The sequence below is a fragment of the Rudaeicoccus suwonensis genome, from assembly GCF_007829035.1.
Classification (GTDB): domain Bacteria; phylum Actinomycetota; class Actinomycetes; order Actinomycetales; family Dermatophilaceae; genus Rudaeicoccus; species Rudaeicoccus suwonensis.
The window spans coordinates 724178-747486 of the sequence record NZ_VIVQ01000001.1 but is presented as its reverse complement, the minus strand read 5'-3'; the positions used below and the strand labels follow the sequence as shown (position 1 = coordinate 747486).

Genomic DNA, 23309 nt, shown 5'->3' with positions numbered 1-23309 from the left:
CAGCCACGAGATGTCGCTCTTCGTCGGATCGCGCTGACCGGCCAGCCACGAGATGTCGCCATTTGCCCAAGCGCCGCACGAATGCCGGCACATCCTGATATCTCGTGAGACGACTCCGGCCCGCCAGCCACGAGATGGCACTTCTTGCCGGAACCCGCTGAACCGCCAGCCACGAGATGTCACTTCTTGTCGGAACTCGACCAACAAACCGGCACATCCTGATATCTCGTGCGGCGTCACGAGTGCCACACGCGTGCAGGCGCAGACTCCGAGCCGCCAGGTGAACCTTGGCCAGCCCAGTTCACGCCAGTCGGGCGCTGATCAACCTTCGCCGGTCAGGCCGGTCAGGCCGGTCAGCCCGGTCAGGCGACGATGCGGTCCATCGCGATCGAGACCCAGCCGACCACGATCGCGAACATCACCCCGAGCGCCGTCAGCGTGAACGTCGCGACCGGCACGTCCGAGATGCCCAGTGACGGGCGGACGCCCATCGCCACGAACGCAACACCAGCCACAACGACACCGAGCAGCGCCCCGAGAAGCAGCCCGCGCCGCGCCTGCGTCACCACGACCCGGCTCTGGAACAGCGCCACCACGGCGAGGGCAACGGCTGCCCAGCCGAGACACACCATTCCGCCCGCAGCGACGTCCGCCGGACGGTGCCAATGCCCGGCGACTGTGCCGGCCCCAACGAAGGTTGCCGACAGCGCCGCAAACGGCACGACGACCTGGCGCCACGACGGGGGCGCCACGAGCACGAATGCGAGCGCCAGCGACAGCCCTACCGTTGTGTGCCCGCTGGGCAGGCTGTTGTTGCCGACCACCGCCTCGAAGACGCGATACTTCAGCACCTGCGTGGTGACATTCGCCCCCGCGACCAGCACGATCGCTCCCATGGCGACGGCGAGCCTGCGCTGCACCACCGCGATCGCCACGCAGCCGATGAGGCACGCCGCGACCGAGAAATCGGTCACCCGCGACAGCACATCCATGAAACTGCTCCAAGCGCCCGCGGACGTGGTCACCGAGTCCATCAGTCGCTGGTCGAAGCGGAACCCGCGCATCGAGTGGATCGCAAAACGCACGAGCAGCGACATCACAGTGACCGCGACGGCGATCATCGCCACGATGTGCAGCCAGGCAGGTACTGTGCGTCGCGGCGCGACGACGGGGCGGACCTGGGTCTGGGTCCGGTACTCCGAGATCGGTGAAGCGCTCACAGGTTCAGTATGACGCCGCACTCTATGCACCCGCTGTATCCGCAGCGTGCGCACCGGGTGGCGCTACTCCCATTCGATCGTGCCTGGCGGCTTGCTCGTCACATCGAGTACGACGCGGTTGACGTCAGCCACCTCGTTGGTGATGCGGTTCGAGATACGCGCCAGCACGTCATACGGCAGCCGGGTCCAGTCGGCCGTCATCGCGTCCTCCGAGGACACCGGCCGCAGCACGATGGGGTGCCCGTAGGTGCGGCCGTCGCCCTGCACGCCCACCGATCGCACATCGGCCAGCAACACCACGGGGCACTGCCAGATGTCACGGTCGAGACCGGCAGCGGTGAGTTCGGCGCGCGCGATCTTGTCGGCTGCGCGCAGGATCTCCAGCCGCTCGGCGGTGACCTCGCCGACGATACGTATGCCGAGGCCCGGGCCAGGGAAGGGCTGCCGGTGCACGATCTCCTCGGGCACACCGAGTTCGAGCCCGACCTGGCGCACTTCGTCCTTGAACAACAGCCGCAGCGGCTCGATCAACGCGAACTGCAGATCGTCGGGCAGTCCGCCGACGTTGTGGTGCGACTTGATGTTGGCAGCGCCGGTGCCACCGCCGGACTCGACGACGTCGGGGTAGAGCGTGCCCTGCACCAGGAATTTCACCGGGTGCTGGTCGTCGCCGCGGTCGTGCACGATGTCGCGCGCCGCCTGCTCGAAGCAGCGGATGAACTGAGCACCGATGATCTTGCGCTTCTGCTCCGGGTCACTGACACCGGCGAGCGCGGTCAGGAACTGCTCGGTGGCGTCGATGACGACCAGATCGACGCCGGTCGCGGCGACGAAATCCTTCTTGACCTGCTCGGCCTCACCGTCGCGCAGCAGGCCGTGATCGACGAACACGCAGGTGAGTTGGTCGCCGATCGCGCGCTGCACAAGAGCGGCCGCGACGGAGGAGTCGACGCCACCGGACAACGCGCACAGAGCGCGTCCGTCACCGACCTGATCGCGCACCTGGTCGATGAGTTCGTCGGCCATTGCGGCCGGGGTCCAGTCGGGTTCGAGACGTGCGCCGCGCAGCAGGAAGTTCTCCAGCACCCGCTGGCCGAACGTGGAGTGCAACACTTCGGGGTGCCACTGCACGCCATACAGCTGGCGCTCGTCGTCCTCGATCGCCGCAACGGCAGCCCCTGGCGTCGTCGCGGTCACCCGGATGCCCTCGGGGGCCAGTGAGGCGGAGTCGCCGTGGCTCATCCACACCGACTGCTCGCCAGGCTGGCCGTTGAACAGTGTCGAGGAGGTGTCGTCGATCTGCGCCTGGGTCGCGCCGTACTCGCGCAGCCCGGTGTGCTCGACGGTGCCGCCGAGCGCCCGCACCATGGCCTGGAATCCGTAGCAGATGCCGAAGACCGGGACCCCGGCATCCAGCAGGGCCGGGTCGAGGGAAGGCGCGCCCTCGTCATACACCGAAGACGGGCCACCGGAGAGGATTATTGCCGCCGGCTGCCGGTTCAGGATCTCCTGGGTCGACGCGGTGTGCGGCATCACCTCGCTGAACAATGCCGCCTCACGCACCCGCCGGGCGATGAGCTGGGCATACTGGGCACCGAAATCCAGCACCACGACCGGGTGCTGCTGCAAAGGGGCGGTCACGCGGGTAAGGCTAACGGCCCTGCCGCGATCAGTTCTTGTCGAGGCCGACGGCCGGGCTGTCCTGCACGTCGGCGCCGTCGTGGTCGGCGACGTCGTGCTCCGCCGGGGCGCCCTGACCGGTCACATCGCGGTCCGCGATCTCCTGGCCCGGGGCATCGTCATACGCGACGCGGTCGGTCGGCAGGTGGCCACCGAACTCCGCGCGCACCAGCTGCGTCGTGCGGTATTCGGCGTAGAAGGACAGGAAGGGCACCCAGCCGGCGAGCATGATGATCGCCATCCGGCCCAGGCCCCACTTCATCCGGGTGCCGAGCCAGAAGGTCGCCACGCAATAGGCGATGTAAAGGTAGCCATGCACCGGGAGCCACCAGTACAACGACTCGTTGTGGTAGCCGTAGTGCATGATCACCTCGACGACGACCAGCAGCAGGCCGATCGCCACGACGATCGCCAGCACGCGGAACACCCGCAGCGGCGTACGCACCCGCTCCGGGTCGATGGGCGCCAGGTCGCGGGTGGAGGCAGTGTCAGACATGAACATCCTTGGTAGGGGTATGACGGGTCTCGTCGGTCGTGCTCGAGCCGACCGTCGCGCGGTCGGCCGTGCCATTGTCGCGCTCCGCGCTTGACGCTTGCTGGGCAGCCTCGACCTCCGCGCGGCTCTCGTCCCGCACGACGCGTCCCCACATGAAGAACGCAAAGATTGCGAACGCCCACCATTGCAGGGCATAACCGGCGTTCAGCAGGTTGAGTCCACTGTCGGCCGGGGTCGGTGGCGGGAAGGTCTGGATCGGCGCAACCGTCGCGACCGGCGACTCCGAGGTCATGAAGATGAAGCCGTTGTAGACATTGCCGCCCCAGTGGTCGAGCAAGGTCGCCAGGTCGACCGTCGTCAGTACGTCGCCGGGCGCGATTCCGTCCGACGGGGCCTCGCCAGGCGCGAGCGCGCCTTCGACGGTGACCTCCTGACGGCCACTGGCCGGCGCTGGGGCCGTCGGTGTCGGGACGAAACCCCGGACGACGGGGATCTGCGCGCCCGTCGACTGCACCAACAGCGGTGTCACGACCCAGTATCCGTTGACGCCGTGCAGCACCCGACCGGACACATAAACCTGGCCGGAAGCGTCATACGTGCCCGTGACACTCACCTTGCGCAGCGACCCATCCGAAGGAAACGTCTGCTGCGGCGTGATGAACTTCTCCAGTTGCACCGCGGGGCGAGCAGCCTGATCTGACATCGATTTCGAGCCGTCACGCTGCGCGACGTCCAACTGCCACAGGCCGGCGTAGACGCACCCTGCCGCCAGCACTATCGCAAGTGCGAGCAACCCCAGCATGCGGGGTTTGAGGGCTGTCCGGAGCACCCGGCGAGGATACGTCGCAAGGTTGTGCGCGCCCTGCGGGGCAGCCGCACGCCGCCTCGGTGGCCGCTGATCCAGGAGTGTTCCGGTGGCCTCCCCTCCGTCCCGAAAACCATTTCCGCCGCGGCACACGCTCCCCCTACCGTGGTCAGGTCATGCAACCATTGCCCTACGCCGACCCCGGCACGCCGGACCTGCGAGGGCCGTGGCGATTCCTGCTGTGGATCGCCCGTGGCCAGTGGCGCTCGCAGTGCGGCGGCGTGGTCTACGGCGTCATCTGGATGCTGTCCCAGGCACTGGTCCCCGCTGCGCTCGCGGCCGCCATCGACCAGGGCATCCGCCGGCACGACACCGGGAGTCTCGTGCTGTGGTCGGGGGTGATCCTCGCGCTCGCCGCGATCGCGGCCCTCGCCGGGATGATGCGCCATCGCTACGCCGTCGAGAACTGGCTGCGCTCGGCATACCGGGTGATCCAGTTGATCGGTCACAAAGCCGCCGACACCGGCGCCGCGCTCCCCCGCGCGATGCCGACCGGCAAAGTCGTCGCGACGGTGGCCTCTGACGCGATGCAGGTCGGGGCGGCATACGACACCTTCGGCCGGTTCGCCGCTGCGATCGTCTCGTATGCCGTGGTCGCGGTCATCCTGCTGCTTGCTTCGGTGCAACTGGGTCTGGTCGTGCTCATCGGCGTTCCGGTGCTGCTCGCCGTGCTCGGTTTTGTGCTGCGGCCGCTGCAACGTCGACAGGCCGCGCAGCGCGAGGAAGGCGGCAAGCTCACCGAACTCGGAGCCGACACCGTCGGCGGCCTTCGCGTGCTGCGGGGCATCGGCGGCGAGCAGACCTTCCTGCGCAGGTATGTCGCGCAGTCCGGCCGGGTGCGGCAGTCCGGCTATGACGTGGCCGGTCTGCAGTCGACCCTCGACGCTGCACAGGTGCTGCTGCCAGGGATCTTCATGGTGATCGTGACGTGGCTGGGCGCTCGCGCGGTCTTCGCCGGCTCGATCTCGGCCGGCGAACTCGTCGCGTTCTACGGGTATGCCGCGTTCCTGGTCATGCCCTTGCGAACCGCCACCGAGATGACCGACAAGTTCACACGTGCGCTCGTGGCGGCCCGCAAGGTCATCGCCGTGCTCGAGGTGCAACCGGACTCCGCAGACCGTGGCACGCGCGAATTGCCCGTCACACCAAGCGAATTGCACGACTCGCAGTCCGGAGTCTCGATCCGACCGGGCTGTATGACGGCCGTCGTGTCGGGCAGTCCCGCGGACTCCGCGGCGCTCGCCGACCGGTTGGGCCGCTTCGGCAGCGAGGAGTCGGCGGTGACCCTCGGTGGGGTTCCGTTGTCGCAGGCTCCGCTTGAGCAGGTGCGCTCGCGCATCGTCGTCTCGGAGACCGATCCGCGGCTGTTCACCGGAACGCTGCGGGCGGAGGTGGATCCGAGCGGGGCTGCATCCGATCGTGAACTCCTGGCTGCGCTCGAGGTCGCATCGGCCGCCGATGTGTTGGAGGCGCTGCCGGACGGCCTGGACTCCCAGGTCGAGGAGCGCGGCCGGTCCTTCTCCGGTGGCCAACGGCAGCGGCTGGCCCTGGCGCGGGCGCTTCTGGTGGCCCTCGGCTCCGGCACCGCCGACCCGACGCTGATCCTGGTCGAGCCGACGTCGGCGGTGGACGCTCACACCGAGGCCCGTATCGCGGCACGGTTGGCCGACGCCCGCCGTGGCGCGACGACCGTGGTGATGACCGCCAGTCCGTTGCTGCTGGACCATGCCGACGAGGTGGTCTTCCTGGCCGACGGCCGACAGGCCGCGCGCGGGACGCACATGCAACTGATGGCCGACGATGCGGCATACCGCCGTGTCGTCGTGAGAGGTGAGGACTGATGTCGGCATCCGTCGTGGCCGACCCACACGACCCGACGCGGCGCACCCTGCCGATCTCGTCGATGGCACAGGTACGGACGCACACCGCCGGACTCATGCGGCAGCATCGGTCTGCGCTGGCCTGGGTCATCGTGCTGCATGCGCTGGCCGCGATCGCCGCCCTCGCGACGCCCCGCCTGGTCGGCGACCTCGTCGGCGAGCTGACGAGCCACACGACCCTGCGGGCGATCAACCGGTTGTGCCTGTGGCTGGCCGTCGCCGTCGTGCTGCAGACCATCCTCACCTGGTTCGCCCGGCGGGCCGCCTTCCGGCTCGGCGAGACGGTCTTCGCCCAACTGCGCGAGCGATTCATCGAGCGCGTCGTCGAACTACCGCTGTCGACCGTCGAGCGATCCGGCACGGGCGATCTGGTGGCACGGACGACCAACGACATCGACTCGCTGTCGATGGTGGTGCGCTACGGCATCCCATCGATCTTCGTCGCGTGCGTGACCACTCTGCTGACCTTCGTGGCGGCGATGCTGGTCAACCCGTTGCTGGCGGTCTCGCTGCTGGTCGGGGTCCCGTTGATGTCGACCTCCACCCGGCGCTATCTGCGCTACGCGACGGCCGGCTACCTGCGCGAGCGGGCGGCATACGCGGTCGGCAACGGAGTCATCACCGAGACCGTCGAAGGTGCGAGAACTGTTGACGCGCTGGGGCTCTCGAGGCGCAGACGGCAGCGCATCGACGAATCGGTCGGCGAGATGTTCGACGCGGAGATGTACACCCTCGGGCTGCGGCTGCGGTGGTTCCCGCAGGTGGACTTCGCCATCCTCGGGCCGGCTGCGATCGCGCTGCTGTGGGGCGGATTTCTGGTCACCCAGGGGCACGCCAGCCTCGCCCAGGTGACGACGGTCGTGCTCTACGCGCAGGCGCTGGGCGATCCGTTCGACGATCTCCTGTCGTGGCTGGACGAGATCCAGGTCGGTGCAACCTCGCTCGCCCGCATCATCGGCGTCGAGCAGGTCGGTCCCGATCGCACCGCCACCGGGGCGACGCCGGCGTCGGCCGATCTGAGCGCCGACGACGTCCGCTACGCCTACCGGCCCGGCCACGACGTGCTCGGCGGAGTCTCGCTGCAGCTGCGCCAGGGTGAGCGGCTGGCCATCGTCGGCCCCTCCGGTGCCGGCAAGTCGACCCTCGGCCGGCTGCTCGCCGGGATCGACGGCCCGACATCCGGCACCGTCAGCGTCGGCGGCGTGCCACTGGTCGACCTCACGCTGCCGGATCTGCGCGGCGAGGTCGCGCTCGTCACCCAGGAGCATCACGTCTTCGTCGGCACGTTGCGCGACAACCTGCTGCTCGCGGCGCCGGACGCGGATGACGTCACACTGTGGTCAGCCCTGCGTGCGGTCGACGCCGAGCAGTGGGCACGGATCCTGCCCGACGGCCTCGACACGACCGTCGGTGCAGGCGGGCACGGGCTGACCGATGCGCAATCGCAGCAACTGGCGCTGGCCCGGCTCGTGCTGGCCGATCCGCACACCCTGGTGCTCGACGAAGCGACCTCCCTGCTGGACCCGCGAGCGGCCCGACACCTGGAGCGCTCGCTCAACGCAGTTGTCGCCGGGCGCACGATCGTCGCGATCGCGCACCGCCTGCACACGGCGCACGATGCCGACCGGGTGGCAATCGTCGAAGCCGGCCGCATCAGCGAAATCGGTTCGCACGACGAGCTTCTCGCGGCCGGCGGCTCGTATGCCGAGCTGTGGCGGTCGTGGCGCGACGAGCCCTCGGATGCCTCCGCGAGCCGGTCCGGCGCCGCTAGGCCAGGTGGGTCGGATCAGCCCGATCGGCCGGACCGATCGGACTCTGTCGACGCCGCTGTGTCATCCACCGACGTATGACGCTGTCCGCGCTCAGCGCGATCTTGGCGCCGGTCGGCACCCGCACCCGCGCCGTGAACACGTCATAACCGGCGCCCTCGATCCGGTCGAGGATCCGGCTGTAGAGCCGCCGTGCCGTCAGCACACAGTCCGCCGACCGTGCCGGCAGATACGCCAACCCGGCGTCGGCCGAGGCGTACAACGCACGGTTCCGCTCGATCTGGAAGGCGGCGAAGGCTCGCCACTGCGGCGTCACCGACCGTATGCCGGGCGGCACGTCGAACCGTCGAAGTTCCTCCGTCGGCAGGTAGGTGCGCCCGAGTCGGGCATCCTCGGCGAAGTCGCGAATGAAGTTGGTCAGCTGGAAGGCAAGTCCCAGATCTCGCGCGGGGCCGAACGCACGGTCGCTGGTGGGCTGCAGGATCGGCAGCATCATCTCGCCGATCACCGCAGCCGACCCGTCCATGTAGCCGGAAAGCTCCTCGTAGGAACGGTATTCGCGCACTGTGAGGTCGGCCGCCATGGCCGCAAAGAATCTGTCGAAACAAGCAGGGCCGATGCGCCGGCTGCGAACGGTGTGCGCAACCGCGTCGAGAATCGTTCCTGCGGACCCGCCGTCGAGGGCCTGCTCGAAACGCTCCTGCAGACCCCGCAACGCGTGCTCGGTGGCGGCCAGCTTCGCCGGCTCGGTCGCACCCGGTGCGTCGACGATGTCATCCGCCATACGGCACAGGGCGTAGACCGCGTGCACATCCCGGCGTTGCTCGGGCGGCAGGATGCGCGTGCCCCAGTAATACGTCGTGCCGCTCGCGCGGGTCAATTGCGCGCACCGCCGGTAGCCTTCCCGCAGGTCCGGGCTCACAGCCGACCCAACTGACGTATGACGCGCGCTGCCGCCAGTCTGCCGCTGATAAGCACCATCGGCACGCCCACACCGGGCGTTGTGCCGTGACCGGCGAAATACATTCCCGGCAAACGCTTTTCGTGGTTCGGCGCACGAAACGGTCCGGTCTGGGCGAAGGTGTGCGCGAACGCGAACGGCGTACCGGCGCTGAGCCCGCGCGCCGACCAGTCCGCAGGGGTGACCAGCTGGTCGGCCACCACATCGGTCGGGTAGCCGTTGACGTCCAGGAAGGCCAACAACCGCTCTCGCATGGGTGCACGGTAGGTGTTCCAGTCGAGACCGGCGTTCAGGTTGGGCACCGGCTCGAGTACGTACAACGTCGAACAACCGCCTGGCGCGCGCGCCGGGTCGGTGATCGACGGCACGGTGACCAGACGGGAGGGGGCGCTCATGAGCCGGCCGTCGCTGAGCAACTCGCGGAACGACTGGTCCCACGCTCGGCCGAAATGCACGTTGTGGTGGCCGATTCCGGCATCGGGCAGCCCGCGGGCACCGACATGCCAGACGACCGCCGACGGCGAGTGTCGTGGCCGGCGCAGCATCCGTGGCGGCGACAGATCGGGCAGCAGGTCGCGGTAGACCCGACCCAGGTCGCCGGTGTGGACCACCGCGTCCGCTGCCTGCGGGCCGCTGTCGGTGCACACGGCGACGACGCGCCCTGCACTGTCACGGTCGATGCCGGTGACCGTCACATCCGCGTGGATCCGGCCGCCCGCAGCGACCACGGCGCGCGCCATCGCCTGCGGTAGCGCGTGGATCCCGCCATCCGGATAGAACACGCCGCGGACACAGTCCAGGTAGGTGATGACTGCATAGATCGCCAGAGCGCGTCGCGGCGAGACTCCGGCATACAGCGCCTGGAAGGTGAACAGGCGCCGCAGTCGGTCGTCGTCGAAGATGCCGTCGATCAGCGGCCCAAGACGTCGAAAAGCCCCCATTCGCAGCAATTTTGCCGCGGCGACCGGATTGGCGACCAGATCGGTGACGTGGTCGAAATTGCGGTCGATGAAGTGGGGGAACTCGATCTCGTAGAGCCGCTCCAGCCACGGCACAAAGGCGTCCCACGCCTGCGCCTGCGACTCCCCCGCCGTGGCGGCGATCTCGGCACGCATCGCCTCCACCCCGTCGCGCACCAGCAGGGTCGAACCGTCGGCGAAGTGCGCGTTGTATGCCGGATCCAGCCGTCGCATCGGCGCCGCCTGCTCCGGATCGCGAACGCCCGCGGCGCGCAACGCGTCATACACGAGTTCGGGCATGGTCATGACCGTCGGGCCGGTGTCGAAGGTGAAGCCGTCCTGCTGCAGTCGTCCGGCGAGCCCGCCGACCTGCGCGTTGCGCTCGAGCACCGTCACCTGATGACCGGACCCGACCAGGTGGCACGCCGCCGACAGTCCGGCGAAACCGGCGCCGACGATCACGATGCGGCTCATGCGGTGTGTGGCCGCCCACCCGCGGCCAGGGCGCGGTTCTCGGTGCGGATCCGCACGGTGAGCAGAGCGGCATCGAGGATGCTGAAGGTCGTCGCCGTCACGCCGGCAGAATGCACCAGCGGCAGTGCGAGGCCCTCGGTCACGACCGCGACATAGTTGGGATGGCGCAGCCACCGGTACGGCCCGCCCGTGACCAGTGGAACATCCGGAATCACCAGCACACGGGTGTTCCACTGTGGACCGAGAGTCGTGATGCACCACCAACGCAGGCCCTGCGCCGCCACGACCGCCGCCACCATCGGATATCCGACGGAGGGGTTGAATCGCGTTCGCCGCCAGTGAGTTTCGGCCAGGCATCCCACGAGCAACCCGGTATGCAGAGCCACCATCACCGGATAGTGCCCTCTGCCGCTTTCAACGGCACCGCGGGCCATGGCCCACTTCTGATGCCGCCGCGCGACGACCAGTTCGGCAACGCGTTCGACGCTGACCGCGGCGACCAGAGCGACATACCAGCCGACAGATCGTCTCATCGCGAAACCGACTGCAAGAGAACCATTTCCAGGCAAAAGCCGGGACCCATCGCGAGCAGCACACCATAGCTGCCGGCAGCGGGCGGCCGCTCACGCAGCGTGTCGGCCAGAACGTGCAGCACCGACGCCGACGACAGGTTGCCGATGCGGTCCAGCGACGCCCACGTCAGCGCGAGCGCGTCGCGAGGCACCGCCAAAGCCTCCTGCATCGCCTCGAGCACCTTCGGCCCGCCAGGGTGAGCGACCCACCAGCCGATGTCATCCCTGGTCAACGCGTGCGACCGCAGGAAGTCATCGACGTCCGCCCGCAGGTTCGCCCTGACCAGGTCGGGCACCTCGACACCGAGCACGACACGCAGCCCCGTCGCGCCGACATCCCAGCCCATCGCCCGCTCCGAGTCCGAATACATCCGACTGCGGGTGTCGATGACGGTGATCGCCGCGCCGCGGACGAGATCGGTGGGTTCGCTGGACCGGTCGGCAGCCACACGTGACGAGGTGGCCGGCCCGATCGCGTTCCGTATGCCGCTTCCGGCATCGGGCGCATCGCCATCGGCGCCGTCCGCCGCGGTCATGAGCACCGCTGCCGCGCCGTCGCCGAACAGGCTGCTGGCCACGAGATTGGCCATCGTCGGATCCTGCCGCTGCACGGTCAGACTGCACAGCTCGACCGTGACCAGGCAGGCGAGCCGACCCGGATGCCCGACGAGGTAGTCGTGCACGCGCGCGATGCCTGCAGCACCGGCCACACAGCCGAGGCCGACCATCGGGATCCGCTTCAGATCAGCACGCAGCCCCATCCGAGCAGCGATCCGCGCGTCCAGCGAGGGCACCGCCAGGCCCGTGACCGTCGACGACACCAGAAGGTCGAGCTCATCGGGCGATCGACCCGCCTGGGCAAGGGCCTCGCTCACCGCGCGCACCCCCAGGTCCACCGCCACGTCGATGAAAGCGTCGTTCGACATGCCGAAGTCGGTCAGCCCGGCGTACGCATCGATCGGCAGCGCCAGATGCCGGAAGCTGACACCCGCGTTGCCGTGGATCCGCTCCACGACGGCTCGGTTGACATCGGTCGCACCGAGCAGGTCGGTGAACAACTGCGTCAGGCGCGCCTGTGGGTAGCGGTGTGGTGGCGTGACCGCTGCGACTGCCTCGATCCGGCTGGCAGACGACGTCGGCCCGTAGTGTGGGAACTGTTGCGATGATGCGCGGATCGTCATACGGGACAATGTCTTTCGGCTTGTGGCCTGTCGGCGCGTGGTGACTGCAGGACGAGGATCGCACCGTCGATGAAGGCCAACGCGACGGCCGCGGCGAACGGGGTCCGGCCCGAGCCGCGCCCGGCAATGACGGCCAGTGACGTCGCACCGGTCATCATGACCCACCGCAGCGGGGCGGCCCCGCCTCCGGCCAGCAGCACTGCCGTCGAGCCGAGCAGGGTCGCCGCCGTCAGTTGCGTGCACCTGCGTGCGCCCAGCCGTTGCGGCAGGCTCGTCACACCGGTGGCGGTGTCGTCCGTCAGATCCGGCAACGCATTCGCCAGGTGCGCCCCGATGCCCAGCAGCGCGGCCGCGGTGCTGACCCGCCACGGCGGCAGCGCGGGCTGCGGCGATGCCAGGCTGACGACGGCGGGCAGGGTGCCGAATGCGACCGCAAAGGGCACAACCGATCCCACCGTCGTTTTGAGGCCCAAGTCGTACGCCAGACCGCTGCCGACGCCCGCGGTCAGGTGGACCAGGGCCGACCGTCGACCGCAGCTGAGCGACATACCGACACAGCCGAGGCCCGCAAGCCCCGCGGCCGAGGTGACGACGGGGCGACTGACCGCGCCGGATGCGACCGGCTTGTCCGTCCGACCCACCTGCCGGTCGCGTCGCTCGTCGACCAGATCGTTTGTCCAGCCGATCAGCAACTGCCCGAGACCGACGGCCACCGTCACGCGGGCGACTCGAGCGCCGCGCCCGGCAGTGGCTCGCGTCAGCAGCGCGGTCAGCCCGGTCACGGCCAGCGACGGGCCCGGATGGCAGGCGCGCAGCAGTCCGCCGGTCGCCCCGGCGATCCCTCGCAGCTGGCACGGGCGCATGGTTCGACCGTATGCCGCCCGCCTGCTCGCGACCAACACCCGTAGGCACGTGCGCGTCGCACCGTCAGCCGTGGTCGCCCCTCGGCCAGGCGCGGAGACGCCCCACACGGGGCCACGTGTGGGAGCGTGATCGCAGCCGCAGTCCCGCGGCGCGGACGGAGGCGGCTGGTGCTCGATCTGGTGATCGTCGGCGGTGGGCCGGTCGGGCTCATCACCGCGCTGTATGCCGCCCGCGCCGGCCTGTCGTGCACGGTGGTCGAACCTCGGCGCGGCGTGATCGACAAGGCCTGCGGCGAAGGACTCATGCCCGGAGGTCTGGCCACCTTGCTCGACCTGGGGATAGACCCGATCGGTATGCCGCTCAACGGGATTCGGTATGTCGGCGGCTCCCGCGAGGCACACGCGTCCTTCGGGGGCGTGGCCGGTCGTGGCGTTCGCCGCACCGAGTTGCATGCAGCGCTGCTGGCCGCGGTGGCCGACGCGGGCACTCCTCTCGTCCACGCGCGCGCCACCCACCTCAACCAGTCCGCCGACGCCGTGACCGTGCACGCCCGAGCAGCCGGCACCGCGCCGACGTACATGACGCAGGTGACGGCGAAATTCGTCATCGCCGCCGACGGACTGCACTCACACATCCGGTCGCAACTGGGCCTCGGTCTGCCGCCCACAAGCGCTGTGCGCTTCGGGCAACGCCGCCACTTCGCGGTCGAGCCGTGGGACGACCACGTTCAGGTGCACTGGGCAGCGCACGCCGAGGCGTATGTCACCCCGGTCGCGCCCACGCTTGTCGGAGTCGCCCTGCTGACTCGCCGCCGCGCATCCTTCGACGACCTGCTCGCCGGCTTCCCCGATCTGGCCGCGCACCTGCACGACGGCGGGTCGGCGGTGCTGGGCGCCGGGCCGCTACGACAGCGCACCAGTGGTCGGGTCGCCGGACGGGTGCTGCTGGTGGGCGATGCTGCCGGATACGTCGACGCTCTCACCGGCGAGGGCGTGATGCTGGGTGCCGCTCAGGCAAAAGAGGCCATCTCAGCGGTGATCGCTGAGGATCCCGGCAGTTACGAAGCAGGCTGGCGGAGGGTCACCCGCCGACACTCGGTGACCACCCGAACCCTCGTCACCGCAACACGATTCGGCCCGGTGCGCCGCACCATCGTGCCGGCCGCGAGCGCCTTACCGAGCGTCTTCGGGGCGGTCGTGCGTTCCATCGGATCGACCTGACCGCGACCGCCGCGGGTGCCGCTGTCTGCCGAGACACCACCCGTGGCGACGCGCTTGGGCATCGCATCGCTCAGCAGGCAGGCGCCGCCTCCACCGGCAGTCGCTGCGGCAGCGGCGGCATACCCAATGAAACACCAGGCACCCGACCGGCAGGTGCGTCGATCCGCTCGTATGCCGCACCCTGCTCTGGGCGCTGATCCTGCTGCCCCTTGGCGGGCCACAGCGACATCGCGCGCTCGGACTGCGCGGTGATCGTGAGCGACGGGTTGACGCCGAGGTTGGCCGAGATGGCGCTGCCGTCGACGATGTGCAGGTGCGGGTAGCCCCACGCACGGTGGTAGGGGTCGATGACGCCGGTGTCGGGTGAGTCCGAGATCGTCGCTCCACCGAGGAAGTGCGCCGTCATCGGGATCCCCAGGAATTCCGGCCAGCAACCGCCGGCGATGACATCAACTCCGCCGAGCTGCTTGAGGCGGTCTGCAATCGCGGTGATCGCCTTGTGCCCGGCGGGAATCCAGGTTGGGTTCGGCTGGCCGTGGCCCTGCGTGCTGGTGAGCGAGATGCGCCCGAACCGACGCTTGGCGGACACCGTGATCGAGTTGTCGATGTTCTGCATCACGAGCGCGATGATCGTGCGCTCGGACCACTTCGGCCCCAGCGCCCGCGACAGACGCAGCGGCTCCTTGGCAAAACCGCTCACCAGCTCCCTCACCCGACCGGTCAGCGGCTTGTCGCCATTGACCAGCAGCGTCGACATCAACCCCATCAGGTTGGAGCCCTTGCCGTAGCGGCAGTTCTCGATGTGGGTGCTCTCGTCGATGTGGAAGGACGTCGTGATCGCCACCCCCGTCGTCAGGTCGACCGACTTCGGCACGCTGACGGCGGCCGCGCCACCCAGTTCCTCGGAGTTGGTGCGGGTGAGCACACCCAGCCGGTCCGACAACCCGGGCAGGCGGCCGGTGGCCTTCATCCGGTGCAGCAATTGCTGGGTGCCCCACGTGCCGGCCGCGACGACGACGTCTGCGGCGGTGACCGACCGCCGGTCCTTCTTCACCCAGGCACCGGTCGTCTCGGTGGTGATCCGAAAACCGTTGTCGGGCAACGGTTCGAGGTCAACGACAGTGCGCATCGGCTCGATGGTGACACCCCTGCGTTCGGCGAGCGCCAGGTAGTTCTTCATCAGCGTGTTCTTCGCGCCGACGCGGCAGCCCACCATGCAGTTGCCGCACTCGGTGCAGCCGGTGCGCTCGGGACCCTCGCCGTCGAAGTACGGGTCGGCGACCTTCTTGCCGGCCTCACCGAAGAACACGCCGACCGGCGTCTTGCGGAAGGTCCCCCCTACACCGAGTGAGTTGGCTGCGTCTTTCATCACCTGCTCGGCCGCGCTCCAGCACGGGTTCTCGTCGACGACGCCGAGCATCCGGGAGGCCACCTGATAGTGCGGCGACAACTCCTCCTCCCAGTCGGTGATGTGCGACCACTGCTTGTCCTGAAAGAACGGAGCAGTCGGCTTGTAGAGCGTGTTGGCGTAGTTCAGCGAGCCACCGCCGACTCCCGCGCCCGCGAGCACCATCGCGTCGGGCAGCCGGTGGTAGCGCTGCACCCCGAAACACTTCAGCCATGGCGCCCACAGGTAGCGCCGCACATCCCACGAGGTTTTGGCGAAGTCGTCGTCCTCGAACCGGCGACCAGCTTCGTACACCTTTACCTCGTAACCCTTTTCGGCCAGCCGAAGAGCGGCAACAGAGCCGCCGAAGCCGGAGCCGATGACCACCACGTCATGGTCGAAACTCATGACACCCTGCCCTTCTTCAGTGCCCGCAGATTCATCGTCATCGACCTGGCCCAGAGCCCGGCCGGCACGCCCTTGGGCGGCGCGAATCCCATCAGGTGCTGGGCGGTGATGTTCTGCGATTCGGTGTATTTGTGAATGCCCTCGGCGCCGTGCCGACGGCCAAGTCCGGACTGGCCCATTCCGCCCATCGGTGAGCCGTAGCTCGCCCAGGCCGCCGTGTAACCGTCGTTGATGTTCACCGTCCCGCACCGGATCTGCGCAGCGAGTTTGCGAGCGCGCTTGACGTCGCGGCTCCAGATCGCGGCGTTGAGCCCGTATGACGTGTCGTTGGCCAGTTCGACCGCCTCCGCGTCACTGCCGACACGGTAGACGGACACGACCGGACCGAACGTCTCGCAGTCACGACAGGTCATCTCCTTGGTCACTCCGTCGAGCACGGTCGGCTCGTAGAAGAACGGACCCAGGTCGGGTCGGGCCCGGCCCCCGGCAAGCACGACCGCGCCCTTCGCGACGGCGTCCTCGACATGGTCGGTCACGGTCTTCAACTGCTGCAGCGAGATCAGCGACCCCATGTCGGTGTCCCATTTCAGCGAGGGCCCGACCCGCACGGCTTTCACCCGATCGACGAACAGCCGCACGAATTCATCGGCCACGCTCTCGTGCACCACGAGTCGCTCGATCGAGATGCACAGTTGCCCGGCGGACGAAAAGCACGACCGCACAGCGGAATCCGCGGCTGCCTTGAGGTTGGCATCCGCTGCGACATACATCGAGTTCTTGCCCCCGAGTTCCAGCGAGGCACCGGTCAGCCGGCTACCGGCCCGCTCGGCGATGCCGCGACCGGTCGCGGTCGACCCGGTGAACATCACATAGTCGGCCTTGTCGAGCACGGCCGCACCGATATGGCGGCCATCGCCCAGCACCACCTGCAGCACGTCCTCGGGCAGGCCGGCCTCATCAAGCAGTTCGACCGTCCGCAGCGCCGTCAGGCTGCTCTTCTCGTCCGGTCGCAGGACCACCGCGTTACCCGCGACGAGCGCGGGTAGCGCATCGGTGATCGACATCGACAGCGGATAGTTCCAGGGCGCGACGATGCCCACGACTCCCTTGGGGTGCCGTACCTCGCGGGACTGACTCAGCACCGGTATGGCGCCGACGTGTCGCCGAGGAGCCAGATAGTCCTTGGCGCGGCGACCGTAGTGGCGGCATACACCCGCGACGTCCATGACCTCCTCGAACGCCTGCCAGCGCGCCTTGCCTGACTCCAACTGGATCAGGTCGAGCAGCTCGTTCTGGTGGTCCAGCACCAGGTCGTGCAGGCGGAGCAGCACGGCGGCGCGCTGCTCGATCGGCGTCGCCGCCCAGGCGGGCTGCGCCGAGCGTGCGCCGAGATAGGCCATCTCGACGTCGTCGACCGTCGACACCGGAAGCTCGGCAATGACCCCGCCGGTCAGCGGCGTGACGCTGGGATGTCGCGTCGCCCCTGGCGAGGTCACGACCCGGCGGGCGAGCCGGTCGGCCAGCCCGGGAGCCACGACATACGGCGGCGTGCTGGGCGTCGACGAGGCGGACAGATCAGTGGACTTCGTTACCAGCTGCTCGGACATTACTCCAGAGTAGGGTTACTCAGGTCACGTTGGCGAGAGGGCGACGAAATCTCACATCGTGGTCACGAGCGGTGGTATGGCGCAACCACGACCTCGACCCGCTGGAACTCCTTGAGGTCCAGATAACCCGTCGTGGCCATCGCGCGACGCAGCGCCCCGATCAGGTTGGTGGTGCCGTCAGCCGCCTGCCCGGGGCCGGTCAGGATCTGCGGCAGGGTGCCGACCGAGCCGACCTCGACGCGTTCGCCGCGCGGCAATTCGCCGTGATACGCCTCCGAACCCCAGTGGAATCCGTGCCCGGGCGCGTCGTTCGAACGAGCGAGGGCCGCGCCGAGCATGACCGCGTCCGCGCCGCACGCAAAGGCCTTGACGATGTCACCGGACAGGCCCATTCCGCCGTCGGCGATGACGTGCACGTAGCGCCCACCGGTCTCGTCCATGTAGTCGCGTCGTGCCGCTGCGACGTCGGCGACCGCGGAGGCCATCGGCGCGTGGATGCCCAGCGTGCGGCGCGTCGTATGGGCTGCTCCGCCGCCGAATCCGACGAGCACGCCGGCGGCACCGGTGCGCATGAGGTGCAGGGCCGCGGTGTAGGTCGCGACTCCGCCGACGATGACCGGCACATCGAGTTCGTAGATGAACCGCTTGAGATTCAGGGGCTCCGCGCGGCCGCTCACGTGTTCGGCGGACACCGTCGTGCCACGTATGACGAAAAGATCGGCTCCCGCGTCCACGACGGTTTTCCAGTGTTCCTGCGTTCGCTGTGGCGACAGCGCACCGGCGACCGTGACACCCGAATCGCGAATCTCCTTCAACCGCAAAGTGATCAGGTCGGGACGGATCGGCGCTTCATAGATCTCACGCATCCGTGCAGTGCTCGCATGGTGGTCGAGCGTCGCGATCTCGGCGAGCAGCGGCTCGGGATTCTCGTACCGCGTCCACAGGCCCTCGAGGTCGAGGACCGCCAGACCGCCGAGACGACCCAGCTCAATCGCAGACTCAGGTGAGACGACCGAGTCCATCGGTGCCGCCATGACGGGCAGGTCGAAGTGGTAGGCATCGATCTGCCAGCTGACCGAGACCTCCTCGGGGTCGCGCGTGCGCCGTGAGGGCACAATCGCGATGTCGTCGAAGGAATAGGCGCGGCGTCCCCGCTTGCCCCGGCCGATCTCGATCTCAGTCACCGGCCAAGGTTACCGAGCCCGGCGCTACGTCACTCGTGCCAGCCCCACCTGCGAACCCAGCCCGCTCTTGCGATTTTCGACACCACGGCTCCCATACCCGCCCCACCGTCGAATACCGCGGGGCTGCAGAACACGCCGACCGAGGTACGAGGTCAGCCCACGACAGGAGGAGCAACGTCAGAGAGAATAATTCGGCGCTTCGACGATGCCCTGCACGTCATGCGGGTGTGACTCCTTGAGCCCGGCGGTCGTGATCCGGACGAACCGGCCGCGTTCCTGCAGCTCCGGCACGGTGTTCGCGCCGACGTAGAACATCGACTGGTGCAGCCCACCGACCAGCTGATGTATGACGCCGCCGAGCGGTCCGCGATACGCGACGCGGCCCTCGATGCCCTCCGGCACGAGCTCGTCATCGCTGGCGACGTCTGCCTGGAAATAGCGGTCCTTGGAGAACGACTTCTTGCCTCGTGATGCCATGGCGCCGAGCGAGCCCATCCCGCGGTAGGTCTTGAACTGCTTGCCGTTGACCAGGATCAGATCACCGGGCGACTCCTCGCAACCGGCCAGCAACGAGCCCACCATCACCGAATCCGCGCCAGCCACAAGGGCTTTGGCGATGTCACCGGAATACTGCAGACCACCGTCACCGATAACCGGAACCCCCGCGGGCTGGCACGCCAGCGACGCCTCGTAGATCGCGGTCACCTGCGGCACCCCGACGCCGGCCACCACCCGGGTGGTGCAGATCGAGCCGGGCCCGACCCCCACCTTGACCGCGTCGACACCCGCGTCGACCAGCGCGGCCGCGCCCTCGCGCGTGGCGACGTTGCCACCGATGATCTGCACGTGACGCGTTGCCGGGTCCGACTTGAGCTTGCGGATCATGTCGAGCATGAGTCGCGCGTGGCCGTTGGCGACATCGGGGACGAGTATGTCGACGCCGGCCTCCACGAGCGTGACCGCCCGCTCCCACGCATCGCCGAAGTAGCCGATGGCAGCGGCGACCAGCAGGCGACCGTCGGCGTCCTTGGAGGCGTAGGGGAACTGTTCGGACTTCACGAAATCCTTGACCGTGATCAGCCCCGCCAACCGGCCGGCGTCGTCGACGAGCGGAAGACGCTCACGCTTGTGCTTGCGCAGCAGTGTCGCGGCGTCATCGCGGCTGATGCCGACCGGACCGGTGACCAGCGGCATCGGCGTCATCATCTCGTTGACCTTGGTGCTCGCCCATTCGGCGACCGGCGTGAACCGCAGGTCGCGGTTGGTGATGATGCCGATGAGGGTGTTGTCGGAGTCGACCACCGGCAGCCCGGAGACGCGATAGCGACCGCAGGTCTCGTCGAGCTCCTCCAAGGTGGCGTCCGGGCCGATGGTCACCGGGTTGGAGATGATGCCGGTCTGGGTGCGCTTGACCAGGTCGACCTGCTCGGCCTGGTCAGCGATCGAAAGATTGCGGTGCAGCACACCGATGCCGCCCTGGCGCGCCATGGCGATCGCCATACGTGACTCGGTCACGGTGTCCATCGCCGCGGAGATCAGCGGCACCCGCAGGCTGATCTCGCGGGTCAGTCGCGACGTGGTGTCGACCTCGCTGGGAATGACGTCGGTCTCGCCGGGCAGCAGCAGCACATCGTCATAGGTCAGGCCGAGTTGCCCGAACTTGCCGGGAACTTCGAAGGAATGGGCTGGGGCGGAAGACTGCGCGGGAGCCATTCCACGAGTGTAAGAGGCGTTCCGGACCGTCCGCTGAGAGGGCAGTTGTGCGCGGACACCGACTTCGTGACACCTACCGCTGTGACCGCGATGCCGCCACCGTCAGGACATGCGGGATCAGTTGGCTGCGGAGGCAGAACCGCTCGGACTCACCGACACCGGATCCCAGGGACCACCGGTGGGCGTGGTCCGGGGCGGGCCCGTCCGGGTGGGGGCACTCGGTGACGGCTTCGAGGTCGAGCCGGTCGGTGAGGGGCTGCTCGACGAGCCGCCGCTCGGGGACGGGCTCGGCCACTTCGACGAGGTCGGACCGGTCGGCTCGGTCGACGACGGAGCAGACGACGAACGACGCGCAGTCGGAGCGGTGCTGACGCCGGTGGTGGCCGTCGGCATACCCGGCAGCACGCGCTGGCTCGAGTCGGGCGCATGCGGCATCGTCGGCACCACGCTCGTGCCAGGATCACCGACCTGTGTCGACATCGGCGACGGCACCGATGACGACGAACCGACCGCGCTCGGCAGCACCTGCGGCGAGGTGATGCCGAGGTTGCGCGCCACCTGCCCGAAGACCGGCACGTTGGCCCCGGTCACCGCAGCGGCCACGCCGGAGATCGACAGCGTGCCGACGACGATCGCGGTCGTTGCGGCGAATCGGAAGCCACCGCGACGGGCGCGGGCATAACGGCCCGGCTGACGAACGGTCTGTTCGCCGTCGATGTCCTTGACCCACGCCTGCAGCAGATCGCTCAGCTCGTCAGGAACATCAGGCGCACGACGGGCGCCGAGCGCGTCGAGGAATTCGTCGTCGGAGCGGAAGTCACGAATCGACGGTGGCGTCACAGCTCCTCCTTCGAGTCGCCGAGGATACCCCGCAGGCGGGCGAGGGCACGGTGCTGTGCGACGCGAACCGCGCCGGACGTCATACCGAGCGCGTCTGCTGTCTCGTCGGCGGTCATGCCGACGGCTACACGCAGGGTCAGGATCTCGCGATGCTGGTCGGACAACTGCGCCAGCAGCGACCAGATGCGGTCGGCCCGATCGGACGCCAGAGCAGTCGCCTCGGGACCGGGAGCCTCGTCGACCGACTCGGGAAGATCGTCGGTCGGTGTCGGCCGCCGGATGATCCCGCGCTGCACGTCGGCCACCTTGTTGGCCGCGATGCGATAGACGAACGCTTCGAAGGGCGCGCCACGGTCGGCGTACCGCGGCAGAGCGGTCAGCACAGCCACACACACCTCCTGGGCGGCATCGGCTGCCGCATCGACGGCGGCCGGGAACCTGCCCAGCTTGCCGCGGGCATAGCGCACCGCGAGCTGGTGTACAGCCGCCATGAGTTCATTGGTGGCAGCAGCGTCACCGTCTCGGGCGGCAGCGGCCAAGTCGCGCATCGGGGTATGCGCTTCCGACTCAGACATCGCCGGAGGGCCGGAGAATGTTACGTAGTCAGGCTCGCTGAAGTCGCTGAGATCAGAACGATCTGCAGCCGAACGCCAGCTCCCCGAGCTCATCTGCCCTCCGTGTATCGCCGCTGAAGGCGTTCCCCCAGCCTACGCGGTGCCCTCCCGAGGCCGTCAATCTCAACGGCGCCGCCGTATTGTGCGAAGCCACATTTGCGACATGGGAGCAGCGATGAGCGGTTACGGCGATTACAGCCTGGAGATCTACCTGAACGGCCTGAACGGCGTCGTTCCCGACCTGCCGATGACCTATGCCGATCTCGAGGCCCGCGCGTCAGCCGCGATGTCGCCGGCCCTGCTGTCGTATGTCGCGGGTGGCGCCGGCGACGAGTTCACCCAGCGAGCCAATGCCGCGGCCTTCGGTCAGTGGGGCCTGATCCCCCGCATGCTGCGTGCCACCGGCTCCCGTGCCCTGAGCGTCGACTTGTTCGGTATGACGCTCCCCTCTCCCCTTTTTCTTGCCCCCATCGGTGTCATCGGGCTGTGCGCGCAGGACGGCCACGGTGACCTGGCGACGGCGCGTGCCGCAGCCAGGACAGGCGTGCCGATGGTGGCCTCCACCCTGATGAACGACCCCTTGGAAGCTGTCGCTGCTGATCTCGGCGACACTCCCGGGCTCTTCCAGCTCTACACGCCCCGCGACCGTGATCTGGCAGCGAGCCTGGTGCAGCGCGCCGAGACTGCCGGCTATCGCGGCATCGTCGTCACCCTCGACACCTGGATGCTCGGCTGGCGGCCGCGCGACCTGTCTGTCGCGAACTTTCCGCAACTACGCGGCAACGCCCTGGCGAACTACACCAGCGACCCGGTCTTCCGCGCGTCACTGGCCAAACCACCGGAGGAGGACATGCCCGCGGCGACGCTTCAGTGGGCGACGATCTTCGGCAACCCGCTGTCGTGGGACGACCTGCCCTGGCTGCGCTCGCTGACCTCGCTGCCCCTGCTGCTGAAAGGCGTCTGCCATCCGGAGGACGTGCGCCGGGCGCGCGACCTCGGCGTCGACGGGGTGTACTGCTCCACCCACGGCGGTCGGCAGGTGAACGGCGGTATGACTGCGCTCGACGCGCTGCCAGGTGTCGTCGAGGCTGCGGACGGTATGCCGGTGCTCTTCGACTCCGGCGTCCGCTCCGGAGCCGACGTCGTCAAGGCCCTCGCGCTGGGAGCCACCGCGGTCGGCATCGGGCGCCCCTATGCCTACGGACTCGCCCTCGGTGGCGAGGACGGCATCGTGCACGTCCTGCGGTCGCTGCTGGCCGAGACCGACCTGACCATGGCCATCGACGGCTACCCGAGCATCGCCGACCTCAGCCCGGAAGCCTTGCACCGCAACGCTTTCCGCGCCTGATCCAGGGAAATCCAGCCCGGCAGCAGCGTCGCAGACCCGAGCGACCGGCGCTCCCGCCGGCGTCGAA

At 68.6% G+C, this 23309-nt stretch carries 19 protein-coding genes; 4 read left to right on the top strand and 15 right to left on the bottom strand.

Features of this window, described 5'->3' with window-relative positions; all coding sequences use genetic code 11:
• Window positions 1-362: 362 nt before the first annotated feature.
• From BKA23_RS03450 to BKA23_RS03435, 4 genes are all read right to left on the bottom strand, one after another.
• Window positions 363-1220: a phosphatase PAP2 family protein gene (locus BKA23_RS03450; protein WP_145225501.1), complete on the bottom strand. Its 858-nt coding sequence runs from the start codon at window positions 1218-1220 to the stop codon at window positions 363-365.
• Window positions 1221-1283: 63 nt separating this feature from the next.
• On the bottom strand, window positions 1284-2861 hold the full coding sequence (guaA, locus tag BKA23_RS03445) for a glutamine-hydrolyzing GMP synthase (RefSeq protein ID WP_145225500.1): 1578 nt from the start codon (window positions 2859-2861) through the stop codon (window positions 1284-1286).
• Window positions 2862-2889: 28 nt separating this feature from the next.
• Complete coding sequence (locus BKA23_RS03440; RefSeq protein WP_170226352.1) at window positions 2890-3396, bottom strand: DUF3817 domain-containing protein; 507 nt, start codon at window positions 3394-3396, stop codon at window positions 2890-2892.
• Window positions 3389-4225: an SURF1 family protein gene (locus tag BKA23_RS03435; RefSeq protein WP_145225496.1), complete on the bottom strand. Its 837-nt coding sequence runs from the start codon at window positions 4223-4225 to the stop codon at window positions 3389-3391. Before BKA23_RS03435 ends, BKA23_RS03440 begins: the two co-directional genes overlap by 8 nt.
• 152 nt (window positions 4226-4377) lie before the next feature.
• Here BKA23_RS03435 and BKA23_RS03430 point away from each other — a divergent pair, with 152 nt between their 5' ends.
• Together BKA23_RS03430 and BKA23_RS03425 are read left to right on the top strand one after the other, a co-directional pair.
• Entirely contained in the window at window positions 4378-6102 is a 1725-nt protein-coding gene (locus tag BKA23_RS03430) for an ABC transporter transmembrane domain-containing protein (RefSeq protein ID WP_145225494.1), read from the top strand.
• On the top strand, window positions 6102-7991 hold the full coding sequence (locus BKA23_RS03425; RefSeq protein ID WP_145225492.1) for an ABC transporter ATP-binding protein: 1890 nt from the start codon (window positions 6102-6104) through the stop codon (window positions 7989-7991). Before BKA23_RS03430 ends, BKA23_RS03425 begins: the two co-directional genes overlap by 1 nt.
• On the opposite strand, the gene BKA23_RS03420 is transcribed toward BKA23_RS03425, so the two are convergent.
• The 5 genes from BKA23_RS03420 to BKA23_RS03400 are packed head-to-tail and all read right to left on the bottom strand — an operon-like array spanning window position 7909 to window position 12920.
• Window positions 7909-8790 (bottom strand): phytoene/squalene synthase family protein, encoded by an 882-nt coding sequence (locus tag BKA23_RS03420; RefSeq protein ID WP_246104428.1) that lies wholly within the window; start codon window positions 8788-8790, stop codon window positions 7909-7911. The genes BKA23_RS03425 and BKA23_RS03420 overlap by 83 nt on opposite strands.
• Window positions 8791-8828: 38 nt before the next feature.
• Window positions 8829-10304 carry a phytoene desaturase family protein gene (locus tag BKA23_RS03415; RefSeq protein WP_145225488.1) on the bottom strand — a complete coding sequence of 492 codons (1476 nt, stop codon included), beginning with the start codon at window positions 10302-10304 and terminating at the stop codon, window positions 8829-8831.
• On the bottom strand, window positions 10301-10837 hold the full coding sequence (locus BKA23_RS03410; RefSeq protein ID WP_145225486.1) for an isoprenylcysteine carboxyl methyltransferase family protein: 537 nt from the start codon (window positions 10835-10837) through the stop codon (window positions 10301-10303). Before BKA23_RS03410 ends, BKA23_RS03415 begins: the two co-directional genes overlap by 4 nt.
• Window positions 10834-12057: a type III polyketide synthase gene (locus BKA23_RS03405; RefSeq protein WP_145225484.1), complete on the bottom strand. Its 1224-nt coding sequence runs from the start codon at window positions 12055-12057 to the stop codon at window positions 10834-10836. Before BKA23_RS03405 ends, BKA23_RS03410 begins: the two co-directional genes overlap by 4 nt.
• Window positions 12054-12920 carry a UbiA family prenyltransferase gene (locus BKA23_RS03400; RefSeq protein WP_145225482.1) on the bottom strand — a complete coding sequence of 289 codons (867 nt, stop codon included), beginning with the start codon at window positions 12918-12920 and terminating at the stop codon, window positions 12054-12056. The genes BKA23_RS03405 and BKA23_RS03400 overlap by 4 nt, the downstream gene beginning before the upstream one ends.
• 168 nt (window positions 12921-13088) lie before the next feature.
• Between BKA23_RS03400 and BKA23_RS03395 the strand changes: the two genes are divergently transcribed.
• Window positions 13089-14141, top strand: coding sequence for an NAD(P)/FAD-dependent oxidoreductase (locus BKA23_RS03395; protein WP_342783589.1), 1053 nt, complete (start codon window positions 13089-13091; stop codon window positions 14139-14141).
• A gap of 70 nt (window positions 14142-14211) precedes the next feature.
• On the opposite strand, the gene BKA23_RS03390 is transcribed toward BKA23_RS03395, so the two are convergent.
• The 6 genes from BKA23_RS03390 to shbA all read right to left on the bottom strand — a co-directional run bounded on the left by BKA23_RS03390 (window position 14212) and on the right by shbA (window position 21855).
• Window positions 14212-15936, bottom strand: a complete 1725-nt coding sequence (locus BKA23_RS03390; RefSeq protein WP_145225480.1) for a GMC oxidoreductase — start codon at window positions 15934-15936, stop codon at window positions 14212-14214.
• Entirely contained in the window at window positions 15933-17543 is a 1611-nt protein-coding gene (locus BKA23_RS03385; RefSeq protein ID WP_145225478.1) for a succinic semialdehyde dehydrogenase, read from the bottom strand. The genes BKA23_RS03390 and BKA23_RS03385 overlap by 4 nt, the downstream gene beginning before the upstream one ends.
• Window positions 17544-17605: 62 nt before the next feature.
• The gene (locus BKA23_RS03380) at window positions 17606-18727 is read right to left on the bottom strand and encodes a GuaB3 family IMP dehydrogenase-related protein (protein ID WP_145225476.1); all 1122 of its coding nucleotides are present in this window, start codon (window positions 18725-18727) and stop codon (window positions 17606-17608) included.
• Between the two features lie 177 nt (window positions 18728-18904).
• A complete protein-coding gene (gene guaB, locus BKA23_RS03375; RefSeq protein WP_145225474.1) occupies window positions 18905-20440 on the bottom strand; it encodes an IMP dehydrogenase in 1536 nt (511 codons plus the stop codon).
• Between the two features lie 117 nt (window positions 20441-20557).
• Window positions 20558-21280, bottom strand: coding sequence for a hypothetical protein (locus BKA23_RS03370; protein WP_145225472.1), 723 nt, complete (start codon window positions 21278-21280; stop codon window positions 20558-20560).
• Window positions 21277-21855 (bottom strand): RNA polymerase sigma factor ShbA, encoded by a 579-nt coding sequence (gene shbA / locus BKA23_RS03365; protein ID WP_145225470.1) that lies wholly within the window; start codon window positions 21853-21855, stop codon window positions 21277-21279. The genes BKA23_RS03370 and shbA overlap by 4 nt, the downstream gene beginning before the upstream one ends.
• Before the next feature lie 202 nt (window positions 21856-22057).
• On the opposite strand from shbA, the gene BKA23_RS03360 reads away from it, so the two are divergent.
• Window positions 22058-23242 (top strand): alpha-hydroxy-acid oxidizing protein, encoded by a 1185-nt coding sequence (locus BKA23_RS03360; protein ID WP_246104427.1) that lies wholly within the window; start codon window positions 22058-22060, stop codon window positions 23240-23242.
• Window positions 23243-23309 lie beyond the last annotated feature (67 nt).